This is a genomic window from Wenyingzhuangia fucanilytica (assembly GCF_001697185.1).
In the GTDB taxonomy this organism is placed as follows: Bacteria; Bacteroidota; Bacteroidia; order Flavobacteriales; family Flavobacteriaceae; genus Wenyingzhuangia; species Wenyingzhuangia fucanilytica.
On record NZ_CP014224.1, the window covers coordinates 108,120 to 132,378 of the forward strand.

General features: G+C 32.1%; 23 protein-coding genes. 15 read left to right on the forward strand and 8 right to left on the reverse strand.

Annotation, left to right across the window (positions count from 1 at the left end):
* Nucleotides 1-99: 99 nt before the first annotated feature.
* From AXE80_RS00490 to AXE80_RS00510, 5 genes are all read left to right on the forward strand, one after another.
* The gene (locus AXE80_RS00490; RefSeq protein ID WP_083194426.1) at nucleotides 100-1,524 is read left to right on the forward strand and encodes a glycoside hydrolase family 28 protein; all 1,425 of its coding nucleotides are present in this window, start codon (nucleotides 100-102) and stop codon (nucleotides 1,522-1,524) included.
* Nucleotides 1,525-1,579: 55 nt separating this feature from the next.
* Nucleotides 1,580-3,751, forward strand: a complete 2,172-nt coding sequence (locus AXE80_RS00495) for a glycosyl hydrolase 115 family protein (protein ID WP_068823967.1) — start codon at nucleotides 1,580-1,582, stop codon at nucleotides 3,749-3,751.
* 143 nt (nucleotides 3,752-3,894) lie between these two features.
* Nucleotides 3,895-4,854 carry an N-acetylornithine carbamoyltransferase gene (locus AXE80_RS00500; RefSeq protein WP_068823968.1) on the forward strand — a complete coding sequence of 320 codons (960 nt, stop codon included), beginning with the start codon at nucleotides 3,895-3,897 and terminating at the stop codon, nucleotides 4,852-4,854.
* Between the two features lie 76 nt (nucleotides 4,855-4,930).
* Nucleotides 4,931-5,707: an acetylglutamate kinase gene (argB, locus tag AXE80_RS00505; RefSeq protein ID WP_068823969.1), complete on the forward strand. Its 777-nt coding sequence runs from the start codon at nucleotides 4,931-4,933 to the stop codon at nucleotides 5,705-5,707.
* 84 nt (nucleotides 5,708-5,791) lie between these two features.
* Nucleotides 5,792-6,853 carry a M20 family metallo-hydrolase gene (locus AXE80_RS00510; protein ID WP_068828567.1) on the forward strand — a complete coding sequence of 354 codons (1,062 nt, stop codon included), beginning with the start codon at nucleotides 5,792-5,794 and terminating at the stop codon, nucleotides 6,851-6,853.
* A 54-nt stretch (nucleotides 6,854-6,907) separates the two neighbouring features.
* Here the strand turns inward: AXE80_RS00510 and ric are convergent, their stop codons facing one another.
* Nucleotides 6,908-7,630: an iron-sulfur cluster repair di-iron protein gene (gene ric, locus AXE80_RS00515; RefSeq protein ID WP_068823970.1), complete on the reverse strand. Its 723-nt coding sequence runs from the start codon at nucleotides 7,628-7,630 to the stop codon at nucleotides 6,908-6,910.
* A 51-nt stretch (nucleotides 7,631-7,681) separates the two neighbouring features.
* Nucleotides 7,682-8,116, reverse strand: coding sequence for an RrF2 family transcriptional regulator (locus AXE80_RS00520; protein WP_068823971.1), 435 nt, complete (start codon nucleotides 8,114-8,116; stop codon nucleotides 7,682-7,684).
* 141 nt (nucleotides 8,117-8,257) lie between these two features.
* Between AXE80_RS00520 and argH the strand changes: the two genes are divergently transcribed.
* Nucleotides 8,258-9,538, forward strand: a complete 1,281-nt coding sequence (gene argH / locus AXE80_RS00525; RefSeq protein ID WP_068823972.1) for an argininosuccinate lyase — start codon at nucleotides 8,258-8,260, stop codon at nucleotides 9,536-9,538.
* Nucleotides 9,539-9,597: 59 nt separating this feature from the next.
* Here argH and AXE80_RS00530 read toward each other — a convergent pair whose 3' ends face one another.
* Nucleotides 9,598-9,807, reverse strand: coding sequence for a CDGSH iron-sulfur domain-containing protein (locus tag AXE80_RS00530; RefSeq protein ID WP_068823973.1), 210 nt, complete (start codon nucleotides 9,805-9,807; stop codon nucleotides 9,598-9,600).
* 184 nt (nucleotides 9,808-9,991) lie between these two features.
* Between AXE80_RS00530 and AXE80_RS00535 the strand changes: the two genes are divergently transcribed.
* From AXE80_RS00535 to AXE80_RS00545, 3 genes are all read left to right on the forward strand, one after another.
* Nucleotides 9,992-11,140: a helix-turn-helix domain-containing protein gene (locus tag AXE80_RS00535; protein ID WP_068823974.1), complete on the forward strand. Its 1,149-nt coding sequence runs from the start codon at nucleotides 9,992-9,994 to the stop codon at nucleotides 11,138-11,140.
* Between the two features lie 89 nt (nucleotides 11,141-11,229).
* Nucleotides 11,230-12,096, forward strand: a complete 867-nt coding sequence (locus AXE80_RS00540; protein WP_068823975.1) for a hypothetical protein — start codon at nucleotides 11,230-11,232, stop codon at nucleotides 12,094-12,096.
* A 29-nt stretch (nucleotides 12,097-12,125) separates the two neighbouring features.
* On the forward strand, nucleotides 12,126-13,241 hold the full coding sequence (locus AXE80_RS00545; RefSeq protein WP_157359312.1) for a hypothetical protein: 1,116 nt from the start codon (nucleotides 12,126-12,128) through the stop codon (nucleotides 13,239-13,241).
* Nucleotides 13,242-13,298: 57 nt separating this feature from the next.
* Here the strand turns inward: AXE80_RS00545 and AXE80_RS00550 are convergent, their stop codons facing one another.
* Complete coding sequence (locus AXE80_RS00550; protein WP_068823977.1) at nucleotides 13,299-13,520, reverse strand: CDGSH iron-sulfur domain-containing protein; 222 nt, start codon at nucleotides 13,518-13,520, stop codon at nucleotides 13,299-13,301.
* 76 nt (nucleotides 13,521-13,596) lie between these two features.
* On the opposite strand from AXE80_RS00550, the gene AXE80_RS00555 reads away from it, so the two are divergent.
* Nucleotides 13,597-14,148 (forward strand): YbhB/YbcL family Raf kinase inhibitor-like protein, encoded by a 552-nt coding sequence (locus AXE80_RS00555; protein ID WP_068823978.1) that lies wholly within the window; start codon nucleotides 13,597-13,599, stop codon nucleotides 14,146-14,148.
* Nucleotides 14,149-14,415: 267 nt separating this feature from the next.
* Here the strand turns inward: AXE80_RS00555 and lpdA are convergent, their stop codons facing one another.
* The 4 genes from lpdA to AXE80_RS00575 form a co-directional block, all read right to left on the reverse strand.
* Nucleotides 14,416-15,819: a dihydrolipoyl dehydrogenase gene (gene lpdA / locus AXE80_RS00560; RefSeq protein WP_068823979.1), complete on the reverse strand. Its 1,404-nt coding sequence runs from the start codon at nucleotides 15,817-15,819 to the stop codon at nucleotides 14,416-14,418.
* A gap of 109 nt (nucleotides 15,820-15,928) precedes the next feature.
* Nucleotides 15,929-16,303, reverse strand: a complete 375-nt coding sequence (locus tag AXE80_RS14410) for a CPBP family intramembrane glutamic endopeptidase (protein WP_169816795.1) — start codon at nucleotides 16,301-16,303, stop codon at nucleotides 15,929-15,931.
* A 258-nt stretch (nucleotides 16,304-16,561) separates the two neighbouring features.
* Nucleotides 16,562-16,999, reverse strand: coding sequence for a DUF6146 family protein (locus tag AXE80_RS00570; protein WP_068823981.1), 438 nt, complete (start codon nucleotides 16,997-16,999; stop codon nucleotides 16,562-16,564).
* An 86-nt stretch (nucleotides 17,000-17,085) separates the two neighbouring features.
* A complete protein-coding gene (locus tag AXE80_RS00575; RefSeq protein ID WP_068823982.1) occupies nucleotides 17,086-19,134 on the reverse strand; it encodes a M3 family metallopeptidase in 2,049 nt (682 codons plus the stop codon).
* Nucleotides 19,135-19,503: 369 nt separating this feature from the next.
* Here AXE80_RS00575 and AXE80_RS00580 point away from each other — a divergent pair, with 369 nt between their 5' ends.
* The 5 genes from AXE80_RS00580 to AXE80_RS00600 all read left to right on the forward strand — a co-directional run bounded on the left by AXE80_RS00580 (nucleotide 19,504) and on the right by AXE80_RS00600 (nucleotide 24,221).
* Nucleotides 19,504-20,898 carry an anthranilate synthase component I family protein gene (locus tag AXE80_RS00580; RefSeq protein ID WP_068823983.1) on the forward strand — a complete coding sequence of 465 codons (1,395 nt, stop codon included), beginning with the start codon at nucleotides 19,504-19,506 and terminating at the stop codon, nucleotides 20,896-20,898.
* A gap of 88 nt (nucleotides 20,899-20,986) precedes the next feature.
* The gene (locus AXE80_RS00585; protein ID WP_068823984.1) at nucleotides 20,987-21,580 is read left to right on the forward strand and encodes an anthranilate synthase component II; all 594 of its coding nucleotides are present in this window, start codon (nucleotides 20,987-20,989) and stop codon (nucleotides 21,578-21,580) included.
* Nucleotides 21,581-21,636: 56 nt separating this feature from the next.
* Entirely contained in the window at nucleotides 21,637-22,626 is a 990-nt protein-coding gene (gene trpD, locus AXE80_RS00590) for an anthranilate phosphoribosyltransferase (RefSeq protein WP_068823985.1), read from the forward strand.
* 95 nt (nucleotides 22,627-22,721) lie between these two features.
* The gene (gene trpC / locus AXE80_RS00595) at nucleotides 22,722-23,504 is read left to right on the forward strand and encodes an indole-3-glycerol phosphate synthase TrpC (RefSeq protein ID WP_068823986.1); all 783 of its coding nucleotides are present in this window, start codon (nucleotides 22,722-22,724) and stop codon (nucleotides 23,502-23,504) included.
* 87 nt (nucleotides 23,505-23,591) lie between these two features.
* Nucleotides 23,592-24,221, forward strand: a complete 630-nt coding sequence (locus tag AXE80_RS00600; protein ID WP_237340617.1) for a phosphoribosylanthranilate isomerase — start codon at nucleotides 23,592-23,594, stop codon at nucleotides 24,219-24,221.
* The last annotated feature ends 38 nt before the right edge of the window (nucleotides 24,222-24,259 follow it).

Sequence of the window (24,259 nt, forward strand, 5' to 3'; positions counted from 1 at the left end):
AAGATTTGAGAAACAAAATGATTGATATGAGCCTTTTAAGTTAAACATCAGAACGTAAGTTTGAAGGATATAAAAAGATAAAATATATTCTTATAAACTATGAAAAATCAATTATTAAAAATTGTTGTATTAGCACTATGTTTAGTTTCTTTTGGAAGCTATAAAAATGTATATAATGTAAAAAATTATGGAGCAGTAGGTGATAGTTTAACAATAAATACAAAAGCCATCCAGAAAGCAATTGATGTTTGTGCTAAAAGTGGAGGAGGTAAAGTTAGAATACCAGAAGGAAACTATATTATTGGTACAATAAAACTTAAAAGTAATGTTACTTTATCTTTAGATTACGGTGCTAATTTGTTGGGAAGTCAAGATATTAAAGACTATGCTACGGACTTAATTGCACCTAGAGAAGGGGGGATACACTGTTTGATTTATGCTGAAAATGCAAAGAATATTACTATTGAAGGTTTAGGAGTTATTGATGGTAGAGGTACTCCTGAGTTTTTTCCAAGAAAAAAAGATTCCCCAAGACCAAGACTTTTAAGAATGGTGAATTGTGATGGATTAACTTTCTCAAGAGTAACATACAAGCGCCCAGCTTCATGGGGTATTCATATTATTGATAGCAAAAATGTACATTTTAATGGAACTATTGTTCGATTTAGAAATAATGGATATAATAATGATGGCTTAGATATAGATGGATGTGAAAATGTACTTATAGAAAATTGCGATATAGATGCTGGTGATGATGCGATCTGTTTAAAAAGTACATTAAATGCTTGTAAAAATATTGAAGTTAAAAACTGTATAGTTTCAAGCAATACTGCAGCTTTAAAATTTGGAACCTCTTCAAGAGGTGGGTTTATCAATGTAAATGTGAGTAATTGTTATTTTTATGATTGTCCGATGGGAGCAATAAAACTACAATTGGTTGATGGAGGACGATTAGAAAATGTAGATATCTCTAGAATCGTAATGGAAGATGTAGGGAATCCTATTTTTATAAGATTAGGAAATAGAGGAAGGAATTATGAAAATTTTGAAGGACAAAAATACAATAAAGATGCTCAGCCAGAAGGAGTTCCTGTAGGAACACTTAAAAACATAAGAATTAGTGATGTGGTGGCACAGGTAAAATACCAAAATTTAGAACGTGCTAATTATAAAGAACACATAGAACGTACCCCTGAACAAGAACGAGACATGATGATGTCTAAAACAGGACCTATTATGATTTCTGGAATACCTGGGCATTATATTGAAAATGTTGTTTTAGAAAATATAAACATTTCTTATCCAGGTGGTTTAACAAAAAATGAGATTAAAAGTGATGTTCCAGAAGATATAGCAAGATATCCAGAACAGTTTTTCTTTGGTGTATTGCCTTCATGGGGAGCTTATGTTCGTCATGCTAAAAATATTGAATTTAAAAATGTAACCTTGACAAAACGTAATAATGATGCTCGAGAAAAAATTATTCTAGTTGATGTTGAAAATTTCACCAATAATAATGAGTAAATACATGAGAATAATTAGTGATATATTAGGTAAAGTTACATTTGTCGTGTTTCTTTTGAGCGTTTTTATTACAAAGGCACAAACTACAAAGATAAATGGAATTGAGGTTACGGGGGATACTCCTTGGGTGATTAGTGAGGAAGATTATAGAAGAGTACCAATACAGATGGCTATTAGAGATGCTGAAAAAGATTGGTATAAAGTTTTTGGTTATCCGCCAGTTATTTTTCATAACAAACCAGCCACTAGTTGGAAAGGACCAGTTATTGTATTTGGATCTTCAAAAAACATTAAAAGTTTAACTAAGGTTGAGCTTCCTATAGAGAAAGAGCATTTTCATGTTTTTTTAGATAAAATCAACTCAAAAAATAAGAACTCGGCTGTTTTTGCTGCTGGAGCAGATGATAGAGGAACTATTTATGCAATCTATACTTTTACAGAGAAAGTTTTAGGAATAGATCCTATGTATATTTTTACAGATCATGTTCCTAAAAAGAAATCAGAGATAAAATTACAGTCAGGTTTCGAAATCAAATCTAAAAAACCAACGTTTGAGTATAGAGGTTGGTTTATCAATGATGAAGAGTTACATGATGGTATGCACCGTGATCCTTTAGGAGGAAATGTAATCGCATCAGAATGGATGGATAAAATTTTGGAAACTTTGTTAAGGACCAAAGGAAACATGATTATTCCGGAGTCTGCACAATACCCAGATGCTAATGTTTATGATTTGTGTAAAAGGCGAGGAGTTGCCGTAAACCATCATCATGTTACACCTGTTGGTTTAAATATGATGAACTGGCCAAAAAATATTCCTTTTTCGTTTATTACAGAAAAAGAAATTTTATTAGATGCATGGGAAAAAGCTATAAAAGTACAAGCAGACAAAGAAATTGTATGGACAATTGGATTTAGGGGAGAAAGCGATGGTGCGTTTTGGCATAGTGATCCTGCAGCTCCCAAAACAGAAGAAGGAAGAGCAAAAGTGATTGCAGAGGCCATGCAAGCACAAGTAGATCTTATTAGAAAGTACCAGCCAGATGCAACAATAGTTGCTGCACTTTGGAACGAACAAGGAGCTTTTTATAACAAAGGTTTGCTAAAAATCCCAGATGGAGTCACTAAAATGTTTGCTGATGATGGACGTGGTTTTATGAGGGATAATGGCGGAAAATACTTGCAAAAAGGAGATGGTTTATATTATCATGTCATGATGATGATGTTAACTCAAAACCGTACTACAGAAGGAGTGCCTCCAGCACGTTTTTATAAAGAACTAAAGCGTTATGTAGAAAAAGGAGCGACAAAATATGCTGTGATTAATGTTAGTGGGATACGTCCTGCAGCATTGTCTGTAAATGCTATAAGTGACTTTTTATGGGATGCAACACCAGCACTTCGTAAGTCTCCTGAAGTAGCTATGAAAGATTATTTAATAGCATGGTATGCTAGAGAGTTTGGAGAAGAACTGGCTTCGGGACTAACAGATTTACGTTTACATTATTATGATATTCCTTATATGAGAGAGAAGATGCCGGTACAGGGTAGATGGAAAGGTGCTAGAGGAGAACATTTGTTACAATATTTAATTCAATCAGCATTACAACGTTTTGGAAAAGGAATTGTAGAAGGTCAAACTTTTGATGAAATAATGGAAAGTACAAAAGGTTTAAAAAGAATAAATAGCCTGTCTCAGACAAAAGAACCTTTAGCAGAAACAGCAGATTTCTTTCCTAGTTTATGGGAATCAACTTTAAAATTATCCAAAGAAATTCCTAATGACAGAAAAGATTTTTATCAAGCACATTTTACATACCAAGTAGCTGTTCATATGTATTCTGCAAAAGCATTACAAATTGTGGCAGATGCTATTGAAGCCTATAAAGTAAGTTTAAATCAAAAAGATTTTGCAAATGCAATGGAACTTGCTTTACAAGAAATTGAAAAAATAATCATTGAAGCTCATAAAGCTGAGTATGATAAATGGGATACCATGTTTATGCATGTGCGCTTAATGGATGTTTGGAAAACACGTTTACAATTAAAAAGTATTATTGCTCAAATACGTAAAGAATCATATTCTTCTGAATCTAGAGGGTATATGAATGGTTCTTTTTGGAAATCTGCTCAGGAATACATGCAGCATGGAGATGGTGTGTTTCCATACTTTTACAAACACTCTGGTAGAGGGTTAGAGGTACTAGAAAACAAATTAAAAGATTGAGAAACCAAAAATTGGATAGTTAGTTAAGGTTCGTTTTTTTATGAAAAGTCACTCTTAGGAGTGGCTTTTTTGTTTGTAAAAACTAAATAGTTATTCCACTACAAATTCCGTAATTTTGAACTTCATAAAAATTTTTCATCTATATGAAACACTACTTATCCATTCACGATTTACCAAGTATTAAAGACACGGTAAAAGAAGCGATTGAAATCAAAAAGAATCCATTAAAAGATCAGGCTTTAGGAAAAAACAAAACCATTGGTTTGTTATTTTTTAACAACAGTTTGCGTACGCGTTTAAGTACACAAAAAGCTGCATTGAACTTGGGTATGGAACCTATAGTGATGAATTTTGGTTCGGAAGGATGGCAGTTAGAGTTTGAAGATGGAACCATTATGGATCAGGGAAAATCTGAGCATGTTAAAGAAGCTGCAGAGGTAATTTCTCAATATTGTGATATTATTGCTATTCGTGCGTTTGCAGGATTAGAAGACAAAGAAAAAGACGAAGCAGAAGAAGTATTGTCTGCTTTTACAAAATATGCTACGGTGCCTATTTTAAATATGGAATCTTCCGTAGGGCATCCATTACAAGCCTTGGCTGATGCGATTACGATTGAAGAGCACAAACCTGCTAAAAAGAAATTAAAAGTAGTCTTGTCTTGGGCACCACATCCTAGAGCTTTGCCTCATGCAGTAGGGAATTCTTTTGCAGAAATGGCCTTAGCTCACGAAGATGATTTTGAGGTGGTAATTACACATCCAAAAGGATATGAATTAAACCCAGAAAGAACCAAAGGAGCTACTATTGAGTACGATCAAAAGAAGGCGTTTGAGGGAGCAGATTTTATTTATACAAAAAACTGGTCGTCTTATAACGATTATGGAAAAGTAGCAAACACAGATAGCTCTTGGATGATTACAGCCGATAAAATGGCTGTAACAGACAATGCAAAATTTATGCACTGTTTACCAGTTCGTAGAAATGTAATTGTAGCGGATGAAGTCATAGATTCTGAAAATTCAATTGTCATCAAACAAGCCAATAACAGGACTTATTCTGCACAAGTTGTATTAAAAAAGATATTAGAAGAAATGAGTTAAAAGTTTACAAGTTGAAGGTTTTAAAGTTACAACACTTTCAACTTTACAAACTTTACAAACTTTACAAACTTAATAAATGGAAAAACTAACCATCGTAAAAGTAGGAGGAAACGTAATTAACAATGCAGAGGCATTAGAGAGTTTCCTAACAGATTTTGCTGCTTTAGAGGGAAATAAAATATTGGTTCACGGAGGTGGAAAACGTGCTACTCAATTGGCGGGAGATTTAGGAATAGAAGCCAAAATGGTTAACGGACGTAGAGTAACCGATGAAGCTACTATTGAAATTGTAACCATGGTGTACGCAGGTTTGTTAAACAAAAACATCGTAGCAACGTTGCAAAGTAAAAATTGTAATGCCTTGGGATTGTCGGGTGCGGATGGAAATTCTATTCAGGCTCATAAACGTGTGGTGGTAGATGTAGATTACGGTTTTGCTGGTGATGTTGATGGTATCAATGCAGAAAACATTGCTACGTTTATCAACGGAGGAATGACTCCTGTTTTTTGTGCGATTACGCATGATGGAAAGGGACAATTATTAAATACCAATGCAGATACAATTGCGAGTACCATCGCAGTAGGAATGTCTAAATTATACGATGTTTCTTTGGTCTATACTTTCGAGAAAAACGGTGTGTTAACTTCTGTAGAGGATGATGATTCTGTGATTACAGACATCAACTCAGAAAAATATGCCCAGTTAAAGGCAGATGGTATTATTGCGGATGGAATGTTACCTAAAATGGAAAACTGTTTTAATGCTTTACAACAAGGGGTGTCAGAAGTGATTATAGGAAACCCAACAGTGATTAAAAATAAAGAACAATTGTTTACAACCTTAACGTTGTAATTAGTTTTTAAAGTGAGAAAGTTTTAAAGTTTGTAAAGTGACTTGATGACTTTACAAACTTTTGGACTTTACAAACTAAGAGATATGATAGAAACACTACAAAAAGAAGCTTTAGAATTATTACAAAACTTAATTCAAACCCAATCTTTTTCAAAAGAAGAAGAACCAACTGCTGAAATTTTATCAGCATGGCTAAAGGAAAGAGGAGTTGAAGTAAAACGAGATTTGAATAATATATGGGCTACCAATAAATATTTTGACGAGAGCAAACCTACCATTTTATTAAACTCTCATCACGATACGGTAAAACCTAACCAAGCTTATACTAGAGATCCTTTTGAAGCCAAAATAGAAGGAGATAAATTATATGGTTTAGGTTCTAATGATGCTGGAGGTTGCTTGGTTGGACTAATGTCTGCTTTTGTGTATTTCTACAATCAAGAAAATTTAAAATACAATTTTGTGTTGGCAGCCACTGCCGAGGAAGAAATTTCTGGGGAAAATGGAATTGCTTATATGCAAAACATCATGCCTAAAATAGATGTGGCTATTGTGGGAGAACCTACTTTGTTAGATTTGGCTATTGCAGAAAAAGGATTGGTGGTTTTTGATGGAAAAGTAACGGGAACTCCTGGGCATGCAGCACATATTCCAAATCATCAAAATCCAATATTTAAGGCATTAAAAGATTTAGAGTGGATCAATTCTTATAAATTTCCAAAAGTGTCTCCATTTTTAGGAGAGGTAAAAATGACGGTTTCTCAAATCAATGCAGGGAATCAACATAACGTGGTACCCTCTGAATTAACTTTTGTGGTAGATTGTAGAGTAACGGACCAATATAGCAATGCAGAAATTGCTGAAATTATAGCAGAAAATACTGAGTGTGATGTTATTCCACGTTCTTTACGATTAAATTCGTCATCTATAGATCCAAATCACGACATTGTAAAATCTGGAATTGCTTTAGGAAAAAAAACTTATGGTTCTCCAACCTTATCAGATCAATGTAGGTTGACTTGCCAATCTGTAAAAATAGGACCTGGAGATTCTTTACGTTCTCATTCAGCAGATGAATTTATTTATGTACAAGAAGTGTATGATGGAGTAGATTTTTATATCAACTTATTGAATAAAATAGTATAAAATAGAAATGCCATAAATTATAATTTATGGCATTTCTCATATTAGAATATCCTTTTAAACAAATTGTAATTCTTTTTCCAATTCAATGGCTTTTGGGAATAAAATATTGTTTTCTAAGTGAATGTGTTTGTGTAAATCTTCTTCAAATTCTTTTAGCATAGCAAAACTTACTTTATAAGTGTTACAAGCTTCTGCGGGAGGTGTGTAATTATCACTTAATTCAGCAATTTTTCTAAATCTAACTCCTTCATTGTTATGCTCTTCTTTCATACAGTCGATAGGATTTTTTAATTCTCCAAAAAATGGCGGTTCAAGGGTTCCGTTTTCTTTTTCAATCATGTACTTGATGAAAGGAAAAACAATGTTTTCTTCTTTATGTAAGTGTGCAGATAATTCTTCGGCAGAAGCTAGAAATAAATCTCTAATTTCTAATAATTCCGGATGATGTTCTCCATGAACTGCAGCTACTTTTTTAAGGTAAAGACTTAATTCAGGAATGGTTTTAATAACATATCTGTGATGTTTTTTCTGAATGTATTCAGCTAGTAAATCTAAATCCCATGAATTAAAATCAATTTCTCCTTCATTTTGATTAAAAGACAAATCGTTTAATTTTTTTAAAACCTGCTGCACATCAATTCCCTTTTGCTCACAAGCTTCTAAAATGCTTCGATTTCCGTTGCAGCAAAAATCTATTTTAAATGATTTAAATACAGAAGCTGTTTGATAATGTTCTGCTACTAATTCTCCGATAATGGTGTTTTCTTGTATGCTCATAATGATATTTTTTAATTGGATATTTTTGTCCGATTTGTATATAAATTTTTTTTAGATTTTTAAAAAGGAATTACCTTCTGATAATTCGCTACTAAGTTTTGCAATGGTTGTATTTTGTAACATTTCTTTTAAATTATTTCTAATCAATTTAAATTCATTGTGAATAGGACAGGGCTTATCTTCATTACACTGATGTAAACCTAAACCACATCCATTGTATATTTTATCACCATCTACAGCAGTTACAATTTGCATTAAAGTAGTGGTTTTTTGTTTTTTATTGTCTAAAACATAGCCACCATTAGCACCTTTAATAGAAATAATAATGTTGTTCTTTGCTAGCGATTGTAATATTTTTGCAGTAAAAGCCTCAGGAGATGCAATGGCCTCGGCAATGTTTTTTAGGCTGCACTTTTCATCTCTATTACTCGAATGAGCAATATGTAGCGTAGCTTTTATGGCATATTCACAGGCTTTAGAAAACATCTTTAACTTTTATTGTCTAGTACAAAGATACATAAAATTATTAATAACGGACTAAATTATCCGATATTAAACTCTGTTAATTTATCACTTTCCACTCTGCATCTAAAAAAGTATCTTTGCATCCATATAAAAAGTACACAAATGAAACTTTGGGATAAAGGATATGCTACAGATAAAAAAATTGATCTTTTTACTGTAGGAAACGATAGAGAATTAGATTTACAATTGGCTAAGTACGATGTACTTGGAAATATTGCTCAATCTAGAATGTTAAATTCTATTGGAACCATTACAGATGAGGAGTTAAAAGGATTGGTTGCCGAGTTGAACAATATTTTAAAAACGGTTGAAGACGGAACTTTTACCATTGAAGATTCTTTTGAAGATGTACATTCTAAAGTAGAGTGGTTGTTAACCGAAAAGTTAGGAGATGCTGGAAAGAAAATTCATACAGCACGTTCTCGTAACGATCAGGTTTTGTTAGATGTGCACTTGTACTCTAAAGATGCCATTTTAGAATTAAAAGATTGGGCTAAAAAATTATTCGATTTGTTAATTGAATTGGCCGAAAAATATAAAAATCACTTATTACCAGGATATACACACTTGCAAGTAGCCATGCCATCTTCTTTTGGAATGTGGTTTTCTGCTTATGCAGAAAGTTTGATTGACGATGTGTATTTTTTAGATGCAGCTTACAAAGTTGCAGATCAAAACCCTTTAGGTTCTGCTGCAGGTTACGGTTCTTCTTTCCCTATTGATAGAGAAATGACTACTAAAGAGCTTGGTTTTGAGAACTTAAAAGTAAACTCGGTAGCAGCTCAAATGGGACGTGGTAAATTAGAAAAATCAATCTCATTTGCCATTGCAAGTTTATCGGCAACTTTGGCAAAAATGAGTATGGATATCTGTTTGTATATGAGTCAGAATTTTGGTTTTGTTACCTTTCCTGATGAGTTAACAACAGGGTCTAGTATTATGCCTCACAAAAAAAATCCAGATGTATTTGAGTTGATTCGTGGAAAGTGTAACAAATTACAAGCGTTGCCATACGAGTTAACTTTAATTACCAACAATTTACCAAGTGGATATCACCGTGATTTACAATTGGTAAAAGAAGGATTAGTTCCATCAGTATCTACTTTAAAATCTTGTTTAGATATGATGGTGTTCTCTTTAGAAAACATCATTATTACAGAAAATATTGTAGAAGATGATAAGTATAAATACATTTTTAGTGTAGAAGAAGTAAATGCTTTGGTACAAGCTGGAACTCCTTTTAGAGATGCTTATAAAATTGTAGGTGCTAAAATTCAAAAGGGAGAGTTTAAACCAGATTTAAATGTAAATCATACCCATATTGGTTCTGTAGGAAATTTAAGATTAGATTTGATTAAAGAAAAAATGGAAGCTAATTTTTAAGAAATTAACTTTAATTATAATAAAAGAAAAGCCTCACTACTTTAGTGAGGCTTTTTGTTTTATCCGTTATGACTTCCGTCGCAATAAGGTTTGTTACTACTTTTTCCACAACCACAAAGAGCAACCCCTCCATCTTTTTCTGCTGTAAAAAGAATTGGTTTTCCTCCTCCTTTAGTTACATGAGCACTATCACAAAAAGGCATAGATGCAGAATGTCCGCAAGTACAATATTTATAGGTTTTTCCTTTTACTAATTCTATTACTGGCATATTTTATCTTTTAGATTAAAAACTAAAATTAATTAGAATTCCCTTTAGATAGAATATAAATTAATTTTTAGGAGTTATTACAAACCCTTATGAACGAATATCTTATCAGAAAAAATAATATTTTAGCAAAAACTAGTTACATCTCTAGTATTTATTATAAGTTTTAGTCTATATATTGGGTTTTATGAATGATTTGACAGAATTAAAATTATTAGTCATATTTTCTTTACTTGCAGCTGCAAATTTAATGGTGCTTTTTTTAATATTATTTTTCAAGAAAAATAATACGTTAGTCAATAAAGTTTTGGGACTATTGGTTTTTATTCCTAGTGTTGTTTTAATCATCAACCCTCTTTTGTATTTGGAATATTTTTCTGAATATCTGGTGTTCATTTTTTTAGGTTCGTCAACTACTTTTTTATTTGGCCCACTGTTACTTTTCTATATTTATTTGGTTCAAGGCAATAATTATCAATTTAAAAGAAAACACCTCATTCATTTTTTTCCAGTTTTTATTGTTACTATTTATGGTATATACATCAATCTTCAATCGAAAGAATTTATTCATGAAAATTATTTAAGAATAGTGTCAGGAGAAGATTTGGTTACTAACATTATTTATTTAGCACAAATAATCCATTTTGCTATATACATCACTTGGAGCATTAGAAAAGTAAACAGAATGAAAACAAAAAAATACATATCTATTGCTGATAAAACCAATTATAAGTGGCTTAGATTTTTTGTAACTCGTTTATTGTATCTTAATATTTTAATATTGATTGTATATGTTGTACAAATGAGTTTTTTTCCTAATTATATAATGTATTCAGACCTTTTAGCAACACCTCTGGTTTCTTCGTGCTTTTATCCTATTATGGTGTATAAAAGTTTTACAAATAAGGTGACATATGATACAGATGTTTTTGATAAAAAAGAATTAAGTAGTGTTGAAAATAATAAAGAGCAAAAAGAGAATGTAGAAGATTTACAGACTACGTTAACATTAATACTTGAGCACCTAAATCAAAACAAATTATATTTAAAGTCAGATTATACCATTTTTGAATTGTCAAAAGATTTACAATTATCTCAAAGATTGGTGTCAGACACTATCAATCAAGTGATGGGTAAAAACTTTTCTGATCTTATGAATGATTTTAGAATAGAGGAATCTAAGATTATTTTGTTAGAAAAATCAAAAGATTTAACTATAGACGCTATTGCCGAATTGTCTGGGTTTAAAAGCAGGGCTACTTTCTATAGGGTATTTAAAGACAAAACAAATTTAACTCCGGCACAGTATGTAAAGACGTTTAATTCTGTCTCATAAGCTGTTTTTGAGACAGAATTCCTCTTGTTTTATTAAGGGTTTGTAAGTAGCTCATACTAATTTTGGTTTAAACTAAAACTTAAATCAAAATGAAAAACTATTTGATTACAGTGTTTACTGTATGCAGCTTTTTTCTGTCGGCATGTTCATCTGGGGAAGATTCTCAGTTAAAAGAATCAGAATTAACTATAGAACAAAAAGAATTTATAGCGTTACTAAAATCTAATTATCCAACACAAGTTGTTTCGTTTAATGCAGAAACTGCAATTGAGAATGCTCCTTATACAAGCAATCAAAAACTAACCCTTACTTTTTCTAGTTCTGGAATGTTGTTTATAGATACCAATCCAGAAAAAAATGATGGTGACGAAATAGAATTACCTGTTTTTTCTATAAATGGTAACGAATATATATGGAAAGACATAGAGCATGATTTGACTTATGCTTTGTCTTTAACAGCAGAAAATTATATAAACGAGATCAATGTTTTTAAAACATCAACTAATACTTTTTACGCTTCTTTAGTTACGGTTGCTATAAACGAAAACCCAAGTGAAACCAATACAGAATCGTATTACTTTTTTGGAGATGATAATATGGAATGTACCCCTATTTCTCAAGGAAAACCATTAGTTTCTACGGTACATATTATTTCTAATCCATGTCAATCTAGCAGTGCAGCATTAACTTTTTATTTTGATTTAATGAAAGTTATCAATGCAGGTACTTATACTGTTTTAGCTTCTGAAGGAATAAATGTAGTTCCAGGAGCTGGAAAATTGACCATGGTGTTTTATAGTCATGATGCAAAAAATTGGTTTGCTCAATCGGGAACGGTTACCGTTACTACTAATAGTGACGATGCTTCTAAAATTGATTTAAAATTTAAAGATATTCTTATGAAAGCGGAAGATGGTACCGAAACCACTTTTACAGGTCAAATAATAGGTGTGTAATTTTTATCAACCAAATAAAACAAACAAAAATGAAAAAATATGTGTGGTGTTATATAGTGTTTTTTGCCATGATGATGGCAAATGCTCAGGAAGTTTCAGGTATAAAATTAAAAACGAGTGCTTATAGTTTAAAAAAAGCAAAGAAGCAGGATAAAGTTTATATTAATTCGTTCAACGTTTTTTTTGAGATTTATAAAGAAATTTCAGATAAGAAAGCAGGGTATAAAGGAACAAGAGGGAAAGTAGTAGGTGATGCTAAAGTGAGTTTAGGAGTAGGTTTAAAGGGAGTTGATATTGCTGCAGTACAACAAAAAACAGATTTGCTATATCAAGAAACTATAGAAAAAATAAAAGCCAGTGGTTATCAATTGGTATCGGTAGACGAAGCAAAAAACATTGAATCTTTTGAAGGTTTTGAAACCTATCAAGGTCCGTTGTTATTAGAAAAAGAAGAGTTACCAGGGGTTATACAATGTGTGCCTTCGGGATATTCTTTTCTAGCCAAAGTTCCTAAAAAAACAGAGGTAGGAAAATCTGTAGCGAAGTTAACAGATAAGTTCAATTTTACCAAACTCAATGAAAAACCTACCATTTCTAAAGAATTGGGAGATGTAATGGTTATAGATGTAAATATGTATGTAATGTTTACCGAAGCTCCAAAACCTGGATTTAATTTAGGAAGTTTAGATAAAGTGGCAAAAGTAAAAATAAACACCAATTATAGATTGGTTGATAGATATACAGTAGTAAATTCTGGAAGCCAAAAAAAGTCACTCTTAGGAGTAAGTGTTGCGGGGAATAAAATAGCTACTGATGTATTAACTCAATTCTCTGTGGTTTATGGAAAAAATAAAATAGGAGGTTCTGCTTTGGCTTCTTACAATGGAGGTTTAAAAAAGTCTTTAGAAATAAATGGAGTGCTTAAAAAGGAAAAAATAAAAGCCTATCAAGCACAACAGACCATTGCACCTACGCTAAACAATCCTGCTTATCAAAAAATAGGAGGAATTACGTTGGCAACCATTGAAAATAGGTTTTCTAAAAATGCGAGTTGGGTTGAGGTAGATGGTGCAAAACATAGCGATGGACTGTACAACGCATGCCATTTGTTTTTAGAACAAAATTTAAAAGAAGTTTTTGATTAATAAAGTTTGATGTGAAAGGGTAAAAGTAAGGTTAGCTTCTTAGGGAGTTAACCTTTTTTAATGCGATCCATCACAATAAGGAGCGTTTTTAGTACTTCCACAAGTACATAAAAAAGCCTTTTCATTTTCGGCCACTTTAAAGAGTAGGGGCTTGTGTTGTGTCCCTTTGTGGGTTCCATCGCAATAGGGTTTGTCTTTACTTTGGTTACAAGTACAGTAGGCATAAGCTTTGTTTTTTATCAAATAACAAGCTCTTGGTGTTGGAATAGGTTTGTTCATACTATAATAATATAAAATACAAATTTAGGACTGTTGCAGAATGATTACTAACTTTATTGAACCAAAATAAAATCACATGAAAATAAAATTTTACACGTTGAGTTTAATGATGTTTGTGTTTACAAGTACTTTATTTGCTCAAAAAACATTTACATTAACTAGTAAAACCATAGGAGGCCAAGCAACCATTACAGAAGAATTTGATGGGTTTGGCTGTACAGGTAAAAATGAATCTCCTCAACTTTCTTGGAGCAATGCCCCAGAAGGAACCAAAAGTTTTGCTGTAACCATGTACGACCCTGATGCTCCTACAGGAAGCGGATGGTGGCATTGGGTAATTTTTGATATTCCTGCCAATGTAAATGAATTGGTTAGCAATGCTGGAGATATAGATTTAAAATTAGCACCCAAAGGAGCTGTGCAAAGTGTTACAGATTATGGAAAACCTGGTTATGGAGGGCCTTGTCCGCCAGAAGGTCACGGATTACATCAATATATTATAACAGTACATGCCTTAAAAACGAATACATTGGGATTGAAGGCCAATACCAATCCTGCAACTGTTGGTTTCTATTTATGGAACAATACTTTGGCAAAAGCTAGTATCGTTACTTATTATAAAAGATAAACGATTATACGTTTGGAGAAAACTATGTCAGATTGAGTGAATTTTACGATTGTAAATGAGCAAAATTTGTATCGAAATCAGTTTTTATAAAAATTAGTTCTCGATACTATTTTTTCTTCCTTTCCTCAGAAAGAGTTACTCTAGCGGATATTAGATTTTTGATTTATAATTTATAAATGTAATGGGAGAAATATAGGTTTTAAGAGTAATAAAAAATCCCTTATGAGAAATTTCATAAGGGATTTTTTATATTATTTATTACTAGTATTAAGCATGTATCGCTCTATCTGCAGTAGCAGCCAAACAAGCTTCTTTAATAGCTTCTGTATAGGTTGGGTGTGCATGAGACATTCTAGAAACATCTTCTGCGGATGCTCTAAATTCCATAGCAACCACTGCTTCAGCAATCATATCAGCAGCTCTTGCACCAATCATATGAACTCCTAAAATTTCATCAGTAGTAGCATCTGCTAAAACTTTTACGACTCCATCAGTATCCATAGATGCTCTTGCTCTACCTAAAGCTCTCATGTTAAAAGAACCCGCTTTGTAAGCAATTCCTTCTTCTTTTAATTGTTCTTCAGTTTTACCAACAGCTGCAACTTCTGGCCAAGTATAAACTACACCAGGAATTAAGTTGTAGTTGATATGTGGTTTTTCTCCAGCAATCAATTCAGCAACCATAGTTCCTTCTTCTTCTGCTTTGTGAGCCAACATAGCACCTTTTACCACATCACCAATAGCATAAATATTTTCGATGTTGGTTTGTAAGTGTTCGTTAGTTTCTATTTGACCTCTTTCGGTAGTTTTAATACCAATGTTGTTTAATCCTAGTCCTTTGGTAAAAGGAACACGACCTACAGAAATTAAAGTGTAATCTCCTTCAAAAACAACTTCTTCTCCTTTTTTGTTATCGGCAGTAACTCTTACTCCTTCACCAGTGTTAGTTACAGAAGTTACTTTGTGACTTACAAAGAATTTTAATCCTTGTTTCTTTAATGATTTTTGTAATTCTTTAGACAACATTCCGTCCATTCCTGGAACAATTTTAGGCATGTATTCAATCACAGAAACTTCTGCTCCTAAACGCTTGTAAACTTGTCCTAATTCTAATCCAATTACTCCACCACCAATCACGATTAAGTGTTTAGGTACTTCTTTTAATTTTAAAGCTTCGGTAGAAGTAATCACTCTTTCTTTATCGATATTGATAAAAGGAAGAGATCCTGGTTTAGATCCTGTAGCAATAATGGTTTTTGCAGATTCAATTTTTTCTACTGAACCATCATTTTTATGAATGTTGATATGTGTTGTATCAAAAAACTCTCCACGACCTTCGTATACATCAATTTTATTCTTATCCATTAAAAAGTTGATACCTGCAGAAGTTTGAGAAACAACTTCGGCCTTACGCTCAATCATTTTAGGAAAGTCTAAAGTAACATTGTCAACTCCAATTCCGTGTTTGTCAAAATGAGACAAAGCATCATGGTAATGATGAGAAGAGTCTAATAACGCTTTAGAAGGAATACATCCTACGTTTAAACAAGTACCACCCATAGTGCTGTACTTTTCTATAATAGCAGTTTTTAATCCTAATTGTGCGCAACGTATAGCTGCAACATATCCTCCTGGTCCAGAACCGATCACGGTTACATCGTACTTGTTCATGAAAGTTTTTTTTTCTTGTGTAAAGCAAAAGTAAATAAAAGCAGGCAAGTGTTTTAGTCAAATAACATCAAATAACGTTTTTCTACTTTTTGTTGATTTTTTTGTATACCTAAATAGGAAAGCCTAGCATTTTTCCCATTCCAACTGTAAATAACCATCCACCGTAAATAATATGCTCAACACTTACCCATAACATAGACTTTGTTTTTTGATAGGTATGAGCAAAAAAATAGCCACCAATAAAGGTGATGAGCATTACCAAAGGACTATTAAACATTAAATGTCCCAGAGAAAACACCAATGCATTTACCAGGTTAAATTTCCAAGAAGATTTAAAAAAGTGTTTGTATCGATAAAAGTAAAATACTCTATAAATATATTCTTGTGGAATCACAGAAAATAAGGTGTACACAAAAATCATTTCTATCCATAAAATTGGTTTTGTAGTGATAGAAATAAACAATAAATCTTTGTTGGTTAACATGATGTATATCACTGAGGAGATGATGACACAAATTAAACGGATGGCGGTTGTTCTCCAAAAATAATGTGGTTTTAAAACTTTTCTTTTAGCGAATAGTTTTTTTCTGAGTTGATAACTGATATAAGAAATATAAATTACTACAAAAGGGATGCTGTATAGTTTGTAAACTAAAGAGATTGAGGTGCTTAAAAAAAGCGGATATATTATAAAACAAATAACAAATTCAATGCTGTTTTTGGGAAGTGTTTTTTTCATCTGTTACCAAGGAATTATCCCTCCACCTAATCGTTGGTTGTACTTTTGTTGGAAGTAAAGAAAATAGTTGTAAAGTAAGTAGTTTACCTCGTAGCCATATTTAATATTAGGGTCGTAGTCTATTCTTAAAGTGTATAAATCTGAATAATACTGACGAGGATTATTAACCCTAGCATTCCATTCTATAACATAGAGGTAGTTTTTGTTTTCTAAAAATTGAAGTGAGTAAAATCCTCTTGATTTGGCTCTACTTGTTAACCATGATCTAAATCCAGGGTCTATAATAATTACCTCGTACTCTTCCTCTTCGTTTACAATTTTAATAGTATCGGTTTCTGAGTGTAGGTTTTTATCAGTGTTTTTGTTTTTTGCTGAAGAACAATTGGTGATGCTAGCAATGATAAATATGGTAAAAAAGAAATTTAAAATAAAAGATTTCATGGCAGAGGCATTTACATAAAGTTACAAAAAAAAAAGAGCTTCTTATTCAATTTGATAAGAAGCTCTTTTTTTAAATTAGATATGTTTTACAACAATCCCGCTCTTTTTAGCAAAGCATTTGGAGTAGGTTCTTGCCCTCTAAATTGTTTATACAATTCCATAGGTTTTTGTGTTCCTCCTTGGCTTAGCACAAAGTCTTTAAATTTAGTGGCAGTTTCTTTGTTAAAAATTCCTGTTTCTTTAAAATATTCAAAAGCATCGGCATCTAATACTTCTGCCCATTTGTAAGAATAATACCCAGCAGAATATCCTCCTTGAAAAATGTGAGAGAATGCGGTACTCATACAATTCTCTGAAACATCAGGGTATAGTTGCGTGCTTTTAAAAGCTTCATTTTCAAATTCTTTTACGTTTTTTATTACGTTGCCGCTGTCAAAACTATTCGGACTTAGTCCGTGCCATGCCATATCTAGAAGACCAAAACTTAATTGTCTTAACGTTTGTAGACCTTCTAAAAAGTTAGAAGCTTTTTTGATTTTCTGAATCAATTCGTTAGGAATGATTTCTCCTGTTTTATAATGTTTGGCAAATAATTCCAAAGCTTCTTGTTCAAAACACCAGTTTTCCATAACCTGACTTGGTAGTTCTACAAAATCCCAAGAAACTGATGTTCCAGACAAACTAGGATAGGTAGTGTTGGCTAACATTCCGTGTAAAGCGTGTCCAAATTCGTGAAACAAAGTAGTTACCTCGTTAAATGTTAATAAGCTAGGTTTGGTAGCGGTAGGTTTGGTAAAGTTACAAACTATAGAAATGTGTGGTCTAGAATTTTCACCATCCAAAATCCATTGACTTTTATAACCTGTTTTCCAAGCTCCATTTCTCTTTCCTGCTCTAGGATGAAAATCGGCATAATACACAGCAATAAAATCGCCATTTCCGTTGGTAACTTTATAAGTTTTAACGTCTTTGTGATACTTTTCTATATTGTGAACTTCTTCAAAACACAAATCGTATAAACGTTTAGCAATTTCAAAAGAACCGTTGATCACGTTTTCTAATTGAAAATAAGGTTTTAGAATTTCTTCATCAAAATCGAATAATTCTTGTTTTAGTTTTTCACTGTAATAAGCACCATCCCATTTTTGAAAATCTTTAATTCCATCTTTTTTACGAGCAAATTCTTTTAGCTGGTTAAATTGTTCAGTAGCTTTTGGTTTTGCTTTTTGTAAAAAGTCTTCTAAAAATTCAGTTACTTTTTCTGCCGATTCCGCCATGCGTTCTTCTAAAACAAAATGAGCATGAGTGTTATATCCTAATAACTGAGCGCGTTTGGCACGTAATTCAACTATTTTTAGAACAATTTTTTCGTTGTTGTTCTTGTTGCTTTGAAATCCTTTTTTACCAGCGGCAATAGCCATTTCTTTACGCAATTCTCTATTGTCTGCGTAAGTTAAAAATGGAATGTAGCTAGGAAAGTCTAAAGTAAATATCCAACCATCTTTGTTTTTGTCTTTGGCAGTTTGGGCAGCATCTTCTATAGCTCCTTCTGGTAAACCGCTTAAGTCCTCTTTGTTGGTAATGTGTAACTCGTAGTTATGAGTTTCTGCCAATACATTTTCTCCAAAGGTTAAAGAAAGTTTAGATAATTCTTTATCTATTTTTCTTAATTCCTCTTTTTTATCATCACTTAAATTGGCTCCGTTTCTAGAAAAACCTTTGTATTTTTTTTCTAGTAACATCAATTCTTCAGGAGTTAAATCTAAAGATTCTCGTTGCTTGTAAACTTCTTTAACACGTTTAAACAACTCTTCGTTTAAACTTACATCATTAGAAAACTCTGTTAAAATAGGAGAAACCTCTTGTGCAATTTTTTGCATTTCATCATTGGTTTCAGCAGAATTTAAGTTAAAAAATATTGAAGAAATTCTACTTAATTGATGACCAGAAAAATCTAAAGCTTTAATGGTGTTTTTAAAAGTAGGAGTTTCTGCATTGTTGGTAATATCATCAATTTCTTGTCTTGCCTGTTTAATGGCTTGCTCAAAGGCGGGTTTGTAATGCTCGTTTTTTATTTGTTCAAAAGGAGCAGTGTTATATGGCGTGTTAAATTCTTGTAATAATGGGTTGTTCATAATGATATTAAACCTTTTGAGTTGATGAGTACAATTTGTATTTATAAATAAAAACAAATTACTTGATTAAATAGCAGAAAGACAAAAAACAACAACTTAAAATATAAGTTGGCTTCTTAATTTTTAGCAAGCAAATATAGTTAAATAGGAGTGTGTGTAGAGTCTTAAAGGATAAGGTAAATTTTAGAACTCAAATAATTTGGTTTATTAAAAATGAATGTTAAATTTGTGCTAATGAAAATGATTACAAAAAATACTTGGTGGTGGTACACTCTTAATTAATTAAGCGTGAGTATCAATGTGTATTTTATTAAAATAAATATATAAAGGCTTATCTCACGATAAGCCTTTTTTTATAGCATATAACGTATGAAAAAATTACAATTTAAGACCGTTATTAAAGAACAAATGGCTGATACGGTAACTCCTGTATCACTTTATTTAAGATTTAGAGATCGTTTTGCAAACACTGTGTTGTTAGAGGGGTCAGACTATCATTCTAAAGAAGATAGTTATTCTTTTATGGGAATAGATCCTTTGGTTCATATCAAAGTTGAAAAAGATGCTTTAAATTTATCTTATAGAGATGAATTATTAACAAGTGCTCCATTACAAAGAAATTTTCATGAAATTTTTCAGCACTATAGCGATTTAATTCAGACAGATTGTGATCCAAAACACAAAGCTTATAATGGTTTGTATGGATATACTACTTTTGATGCGGTTCAGTATTTTGAAAACATAAAGTTAAATGCTAAGCAAGCAGAGTCTGCCATTCCTTTTTTACACTATAGTTTTTTTAGATATGTAATTGCAATCAACCATTTTAATGATGAAATGGTGGTTATAGAAAATGTGCCAGAAGGAGAGGAGTCTAATATTGATGAAATCATTTCAATCATTAACAATCCAACATATCAAACACAAAGTTTTTCTTATGATGCAGATAGCGAAACATCAAGCTGTACAGATGAAGAATTTAAAGAATATGTAAGAAAAGGAAAAGCACACTGTAAGCGTGGAGATGTTTTTCAAATTGTATTGTCTAGACAATTCCAACAAAAATATAAGGGTGATGATTTTAACTTGTACAGAGCTTTACGTTCTATCAACCCATCTCCTTATTTATTCTATTTTGATTATGGTAGTTTCCGTTTAATGGGGTCGTCACCAGAAGCACAAATTAAAGTGCAAAATGGAACAGCAACCATTAATCCAATTGCAGGAACGTTTAGAAGAACAGGAAATGTAAGAGAAGATCATATTTTAGGAGAAAAATTATCAAACGATAAAAAAGAAACTGCAGAACACGTAATGTTGGTTGATTTGGCTCGTAATGATTTAAGTAAACATGCCGATAATGTTACGGTTGAAGTATTTAAAGAAGTACAGTATTTTAGCCATGTAATTCACTTAGTGTCTACTGTAGAAGGACAAATAAAAGGAAATCCTTTAAAAATTGTAGGAGATACTTTTCCTGCAGGAACTTTAAGTGGGGCTCCAAAGTACAAAGCCATGCAGTTGATTGATACATACGAATCTCAAAGTAGAGGTTTTTATGGTGGAGCAGTAGGGGTTATTGGTTTGTCTGGTGATGTAAATTTAGCCATTGCTATTAGATCATTTGTTAGTAAAAATAACACGTTGTACTACCAAGCTGGAGCAGGAGTTGTAATAAATTCTACCGAAGAAGGAGAGCTACAAGAAGTAAATAATAAATTAGCAGCACTAAAGAAAGCTTTGGTGATGGCAGAGAAAATATAAATTAGTATTGAGTAAAAAGGACAAAGTACAAAGTTAGCGTTGCTACGGTACTTAATACTTAATACTCAGTACTCAGTACTAAAAGAATATGAAAATATTAATATTAGATAACTACGATTCTTTTACCTATAACTTAGTTCATATGGTAGAAGAAATTACAGGAGAAACACCAGATGTTTTTAGAAATGATGAAATTCCACTAGAAGTAGTGGGAGATTATGATTTAATTATGTTGTCTCCAGGGCCAGGAGTTCCTGATGAAGCAGGGATTCTAAAAGAAGTTATAGCAGAGTATGCAGGAAAGAAGCCTATTTTTGGAGTTTGTTTAGGGTTACAAGCTATTACAGAAGTGTTCGGTGGGAAAATTATCAATATGGATGATGTTTTCCATGGTGTAGCTACAGAAATGAAAGTAGTAGATGAAGACGCTTTAATCTTTAAGAAAATACCAACATTATTTACGGCAGCTCGTTATCATTCTTGGATTGCTGATGCAGCAACAATGCCTAAAGATTTAAAAATTACTTGTATTGATGAAGATGGTGGAGTAATGGCTATTCAACATAAAAAATTCAACATCAGTGCGGTTCAATTTCATCCAGAGTCTATCTTAACTCCTGATGGTGAAGTAATGGTTAGAGAATTTATTGAGAATGTAAAAAAAGGAATGAGTAGCAAGTAGTAAACTTAACAGATTAGTTTTAACAATTTGCTATTTAGAGATCCAATACCAAAAAAATGAAGAAATTATTAGCGAGATTATTTGAGTACGAACATTTAAGTCAACAAGAAGCTAAAGAGGCGTTGATAAAGATTGCCAATGGTGATTGTAATCACTCACAAATAGCATCATTTGTAACTGTGTTTTTAATGAGGCCTATTACCGTAGCAGAACTTTCCGGATTTAGAGAAGCTTTGTTAGAATTGGCGTTAAAAATTGATTTATCTGAGTTCAACACAATAGATTTATGCGGTACGGGTGGTGATGGAAAAAACACGTTTAATATTTCTACATTAACCTCTTTTATAGTTGCAGGAACAGGAAACAAAGTAGCTAAACATGGTAATTACGGTGTTTCTTCGGCTTCTGGTTCTTCAAATATGTTAGAGCATTTAGGGTATAAGTTTACCAATAATGAGAGTGTTCTTAAAAATCAAATAGACAAAGCAAATATCTGTTTTTTACACGCACCTCTATTTCATCCTGCTATGGCGGCCGTTGGACCTGTTAGAAAGGAATTAGGAATGAAAACCTTCTTTAATATGCTAGGGCCTTTGGTAAATCCAAGTATGCCACAAAATCAAATGGTTGGGGTTTTTAATCTATATGTAGGAAGATTGTATAAAGAAGTGTTGAGTAAAACCTCTGAAAATTTTGCTGTAGTACATGCCTTAGATGGGTATGATGAAATTTCTTTAACAGGAAATTTTAAAATGTATACTAAAGAAAAAGAACAGATTATTAAGCCTTATGAAATCGGAATGGATATTATTAAACCTTCTGATATTTTTGGAGGAAATAGTGTTCCAGAAGCTGCAGAAATTTTCACTTCAATTTTAGATGGAAATGGAACCGATGCACAAAACAATGTAGTGTTAACAAATGCCGCTTATGCATTAATGACTTTTGATAAAACCAAAACATTTAAAGAGGCTTTTGCTCAAGCCAAAGATTCTTTAATGGGAGGTAAAGCAAAACAAAGTTTAAAAGTATTAATTAACAATTAACAGAGAACAATTGACAATGAGATGATTGACAATAAAAAATGTAAAGGCATAAAATAATTGTTAATTGTACATTGCTCATCGCTAATTGATAAAGTATGACAATTTTAGAAAAAATAATCGCACATAAAAAAAAGGAAGTAGCTAAAATAAAAAGTGAAGTTCCTGTTCAAAAATTGGTAGAAAGTCCAAATTTTAAAAGAACACCACTTTCATTAAAAAGATCTTTGTTAGAGGTGGGGTCAACTGGAATTATAGCTGAGTTTAAAAGACAATCACCATCTAAAGGAATTATTAATGATAAGGCCGATATTTTAGAAGTAACCAATGGTTATTTAGATGCCAATGTTGCTGCACAATCTATTTTAACAGATACTCATTTTTTTGGTGGGACTATGGTAGATTTAATGAAAGCACGAAGCATTAACGAAGTAAAACCAATCCTTAGAAAAGACTTTATTGTTGATGGTTTTCAAATTGTAGAAGCCAAAGCGATTGGTGCTGATGTTATTTTGTTAATAGCGGCATGTTTAACCAAAGAAGAGTTAAAAAATTACGGTCAGTTAGCAACTGATTTAGGAATGGATGTGTTGTATGAAATTCATACTCAAGAGGAGCTTGATAAAATTGATGCTCACGATAAAATCATTGGAATTAACAACAGAAACTTAAACACGTTTAAGGTAGATTTAGAGCATTCTATAGAATTAGCTTCTAAAATTCCAGATAGCTGTATCAAAGTTTCTGAAAGTGGAATTAGCGATCCTAAAATTATTATGGGATTAAAACAATATGGTTTTCAAGGATTTTTAATTGGTGAAAACTTTATGAAAACAGATAATCCAGGACAAGCTTGTAAAGAGTTTGTAGGGCAATTGTAAAATAGTACAAAGTAGTAGTAAAAAGTACAAAGATAGCATTGCTACGGTACTTTATACTTAATACTCTGTACTCAGTACTAGAAAAAAATGAAAATCAAAGTTTGTGGAATGAAATATGGAGAGAATATCCAAGAGGTGTCTGCCTTAAAGCCAGACTATCTAGGGTTTATATTCTATCCAAAATCGCCAAGAAATTTTGAAGGAGAAATTCCAGAGATTGATGAAAACATCAAAAAAACAGGAGTATTTGTAAATGCTCCAATTGATTTTGTTGTTGAAAAAATAAATCAATACGGATTTAAAGCAATTCAATTACACGGTTCAGAATCTGTGGCCTATTGTCAAGAATTAAATAGTTATGATTTGGATATCGAGCTATTTAAAGTCTTTTCAATTAAAGATGAGTTTGATTTTTCTGTATTAGCACCATACGAACCTTTTGTAGATTTCTTTTTGTTTGATACCAAAGGGAAAGATAAAGGAGGAAACGGCTATACTTTTGATTGGTCAGTGTTAAAAAACTATCCATCAAAAAAGCCTTTTATTTTAAGTGGCGGAATTGGAGTTGCAGAAATAGAAAAAGTAAAAGAAATTTTAAAAACAGAATTGCCTATTTACGCACTAGACATCAATAGCAAGTTTGAGGTTGATGGGGTAAAAAAGGATGTAAATTTGTTACATCAGTTTTTTAAAGAAATAAAGGGGGAGTGTGTTTAAAATAATAACATCTCGACTCCGCTCGATGACCTAATTAC

Excerpts from the sequence above, each read along its gene's own strand:
- lpdA (WP_068823979.1), bottom strand. The coding sequence starts at position 15,819 with ATGAACAAGTACGATGTAACCGTGATCGGTTCTGGACCAGGAGGATAT.
- trpC (WP_068823986.1), top strand. The coding sequence starts at position 22,722 with ATGACAATTTTAGAAAAAATAATCGCACATAAAAAAAAGGAAGTAGCT.
- AXE80_RS00500 (WP_068823968.1), top strand. The coding sequence starts at position 3,895 with ATGAAACACTACTTATCCATTCACGATTTACCAAGTATTAAAGACACG.
- AXE80_RS00585 (WP_068823984.1), top strand. The coding sequence starts at position 20,987 with ATGAAAATATTAATATTAGATAACTACGATTCTTTTACCTATAACTTA.
- AXE80_RS00540 (WP_068823975.1), top strand. The coding sequence starts at position 11,230 with ATGAAAAACTATTTGATTACAGTGTTTACTGTATGCAGCTTTTTTCTG.
- argB (WP_068823969.1), top strand. The coding sequence starts at position 4,931 with ATGGAAAAACTAACCATCGTAAAAGTAGGAGGAAACGTAATTAACAAT.
- AXE80_RS00550 (WP_068823977.1), bottom strand. The coding sequence starts at position 13,520 with ATGAACAAACCTATTCCAACACCAAGAGCTTGTTATTTGATAAAAAAC.
- AXE80_RS00600 (WP_237340617.1), top strand. The coding sequence starts at position 23,592 with ATGAAAATCAAAGTTTGTGGAATGAAATATGGAGAGAATATCCAAGAG.
- AXE80_RS00530 (WP_068823973.1), bottom strand. The coding sequence starts at position 9,807 with ATGCCAGTAATAGAATTAGTAAAAGGAAAAACCTATAAATATTGTACT.
- argH (WP_068823972.1), top strand. The coding sequence starts at position 8,258 with ATGAAACTTTGGGATAAAGGATATGCTACAGATAAAAAAATTGATCTT.
- AXE80_RS00570 (WP_068823981.1), bottom strand. The coding sequence starts at position 16,999 with ATGAAATCTTTTATTTTAAATTTCTTTTTTACCATATTTATCATTGCT.
- AXE80_RS00510 (WP_068828567.1), top strand. The coding sequence starts at position 5,792 with ATGATAGAAACACTACAAAAAGAAGCTTTAGAATTATTACAAAACTTA.
- AXE80_RS00520 (WP_068823971.1), bottom strand. The coding sequence starts at position 8,116 with ATGTTTTCTAAAGCCTGTGAATATGCCATAAAAGCTACGCTACATATT.
- AXE80_RS00580 (WP_068823983.1), top strand. The coding sequence starts at position 19,504 with ATGAAAAAATTACAATTTAAGACCGTTATTAAAGAACAAATGGCTGAT.
- AXE80_RS00535 (WP_068823974.1), top strand. The coding sequence starts at position 9,992 with ATGAATGATTTGACAGAATTAAAATTATTAGTCATATTTTCTTTACTT.
- ric (WP_068823970.1), bottom strand. The coding sequence starts at position 7,630 with ATGAGCATACAAGAAAACACCATTATCGGAGAATTAGTAGCAGAACAT.
- AXE80_RS00490 (WP_083194426.1), top strand. The coding sequence starts at position 100 with ATGAAAAATCAATTATTAAAAATTGTTGTATTAGCACTATGTTTAGTT.
- AXE80_RS14410 (WP_169816795.1), bottom strand. The coding sequence starts at position 16,303 with ATGTTAACCAACAAAGATTTATTGTTTATTTCTATCACTACAAAACCA.
- AXE80_RS00545 (WP_157359312.1), top strand. The coding sequence starts at position 12,126 with ATGAAAAAATATGTGTGGTGTTATATAGTGTTTTTTGCCATGATGATG.
- AXE80_RS00575 (WP_068823982.1), bottom strand. The coding sequence starts at position 19,134 with ATGAACAACCCATTATTACAAGAATTTAACACGCCATATAACACTGCT.
- AXE80_RS00555 (WP_068823978.1), top strand. The coding sequence starts at position 13,597 with ATGAAAATAAAATTTTACACGTTGAGTTTAATGATGTTTGTGTTTACA.
- trpD (WP_068823985.1), top strand. The coding sequence starts at position 21,637 with ATGAAGAAATTATTAGCGAGATTATTTGAGTACGAACATTTAAGTCAA.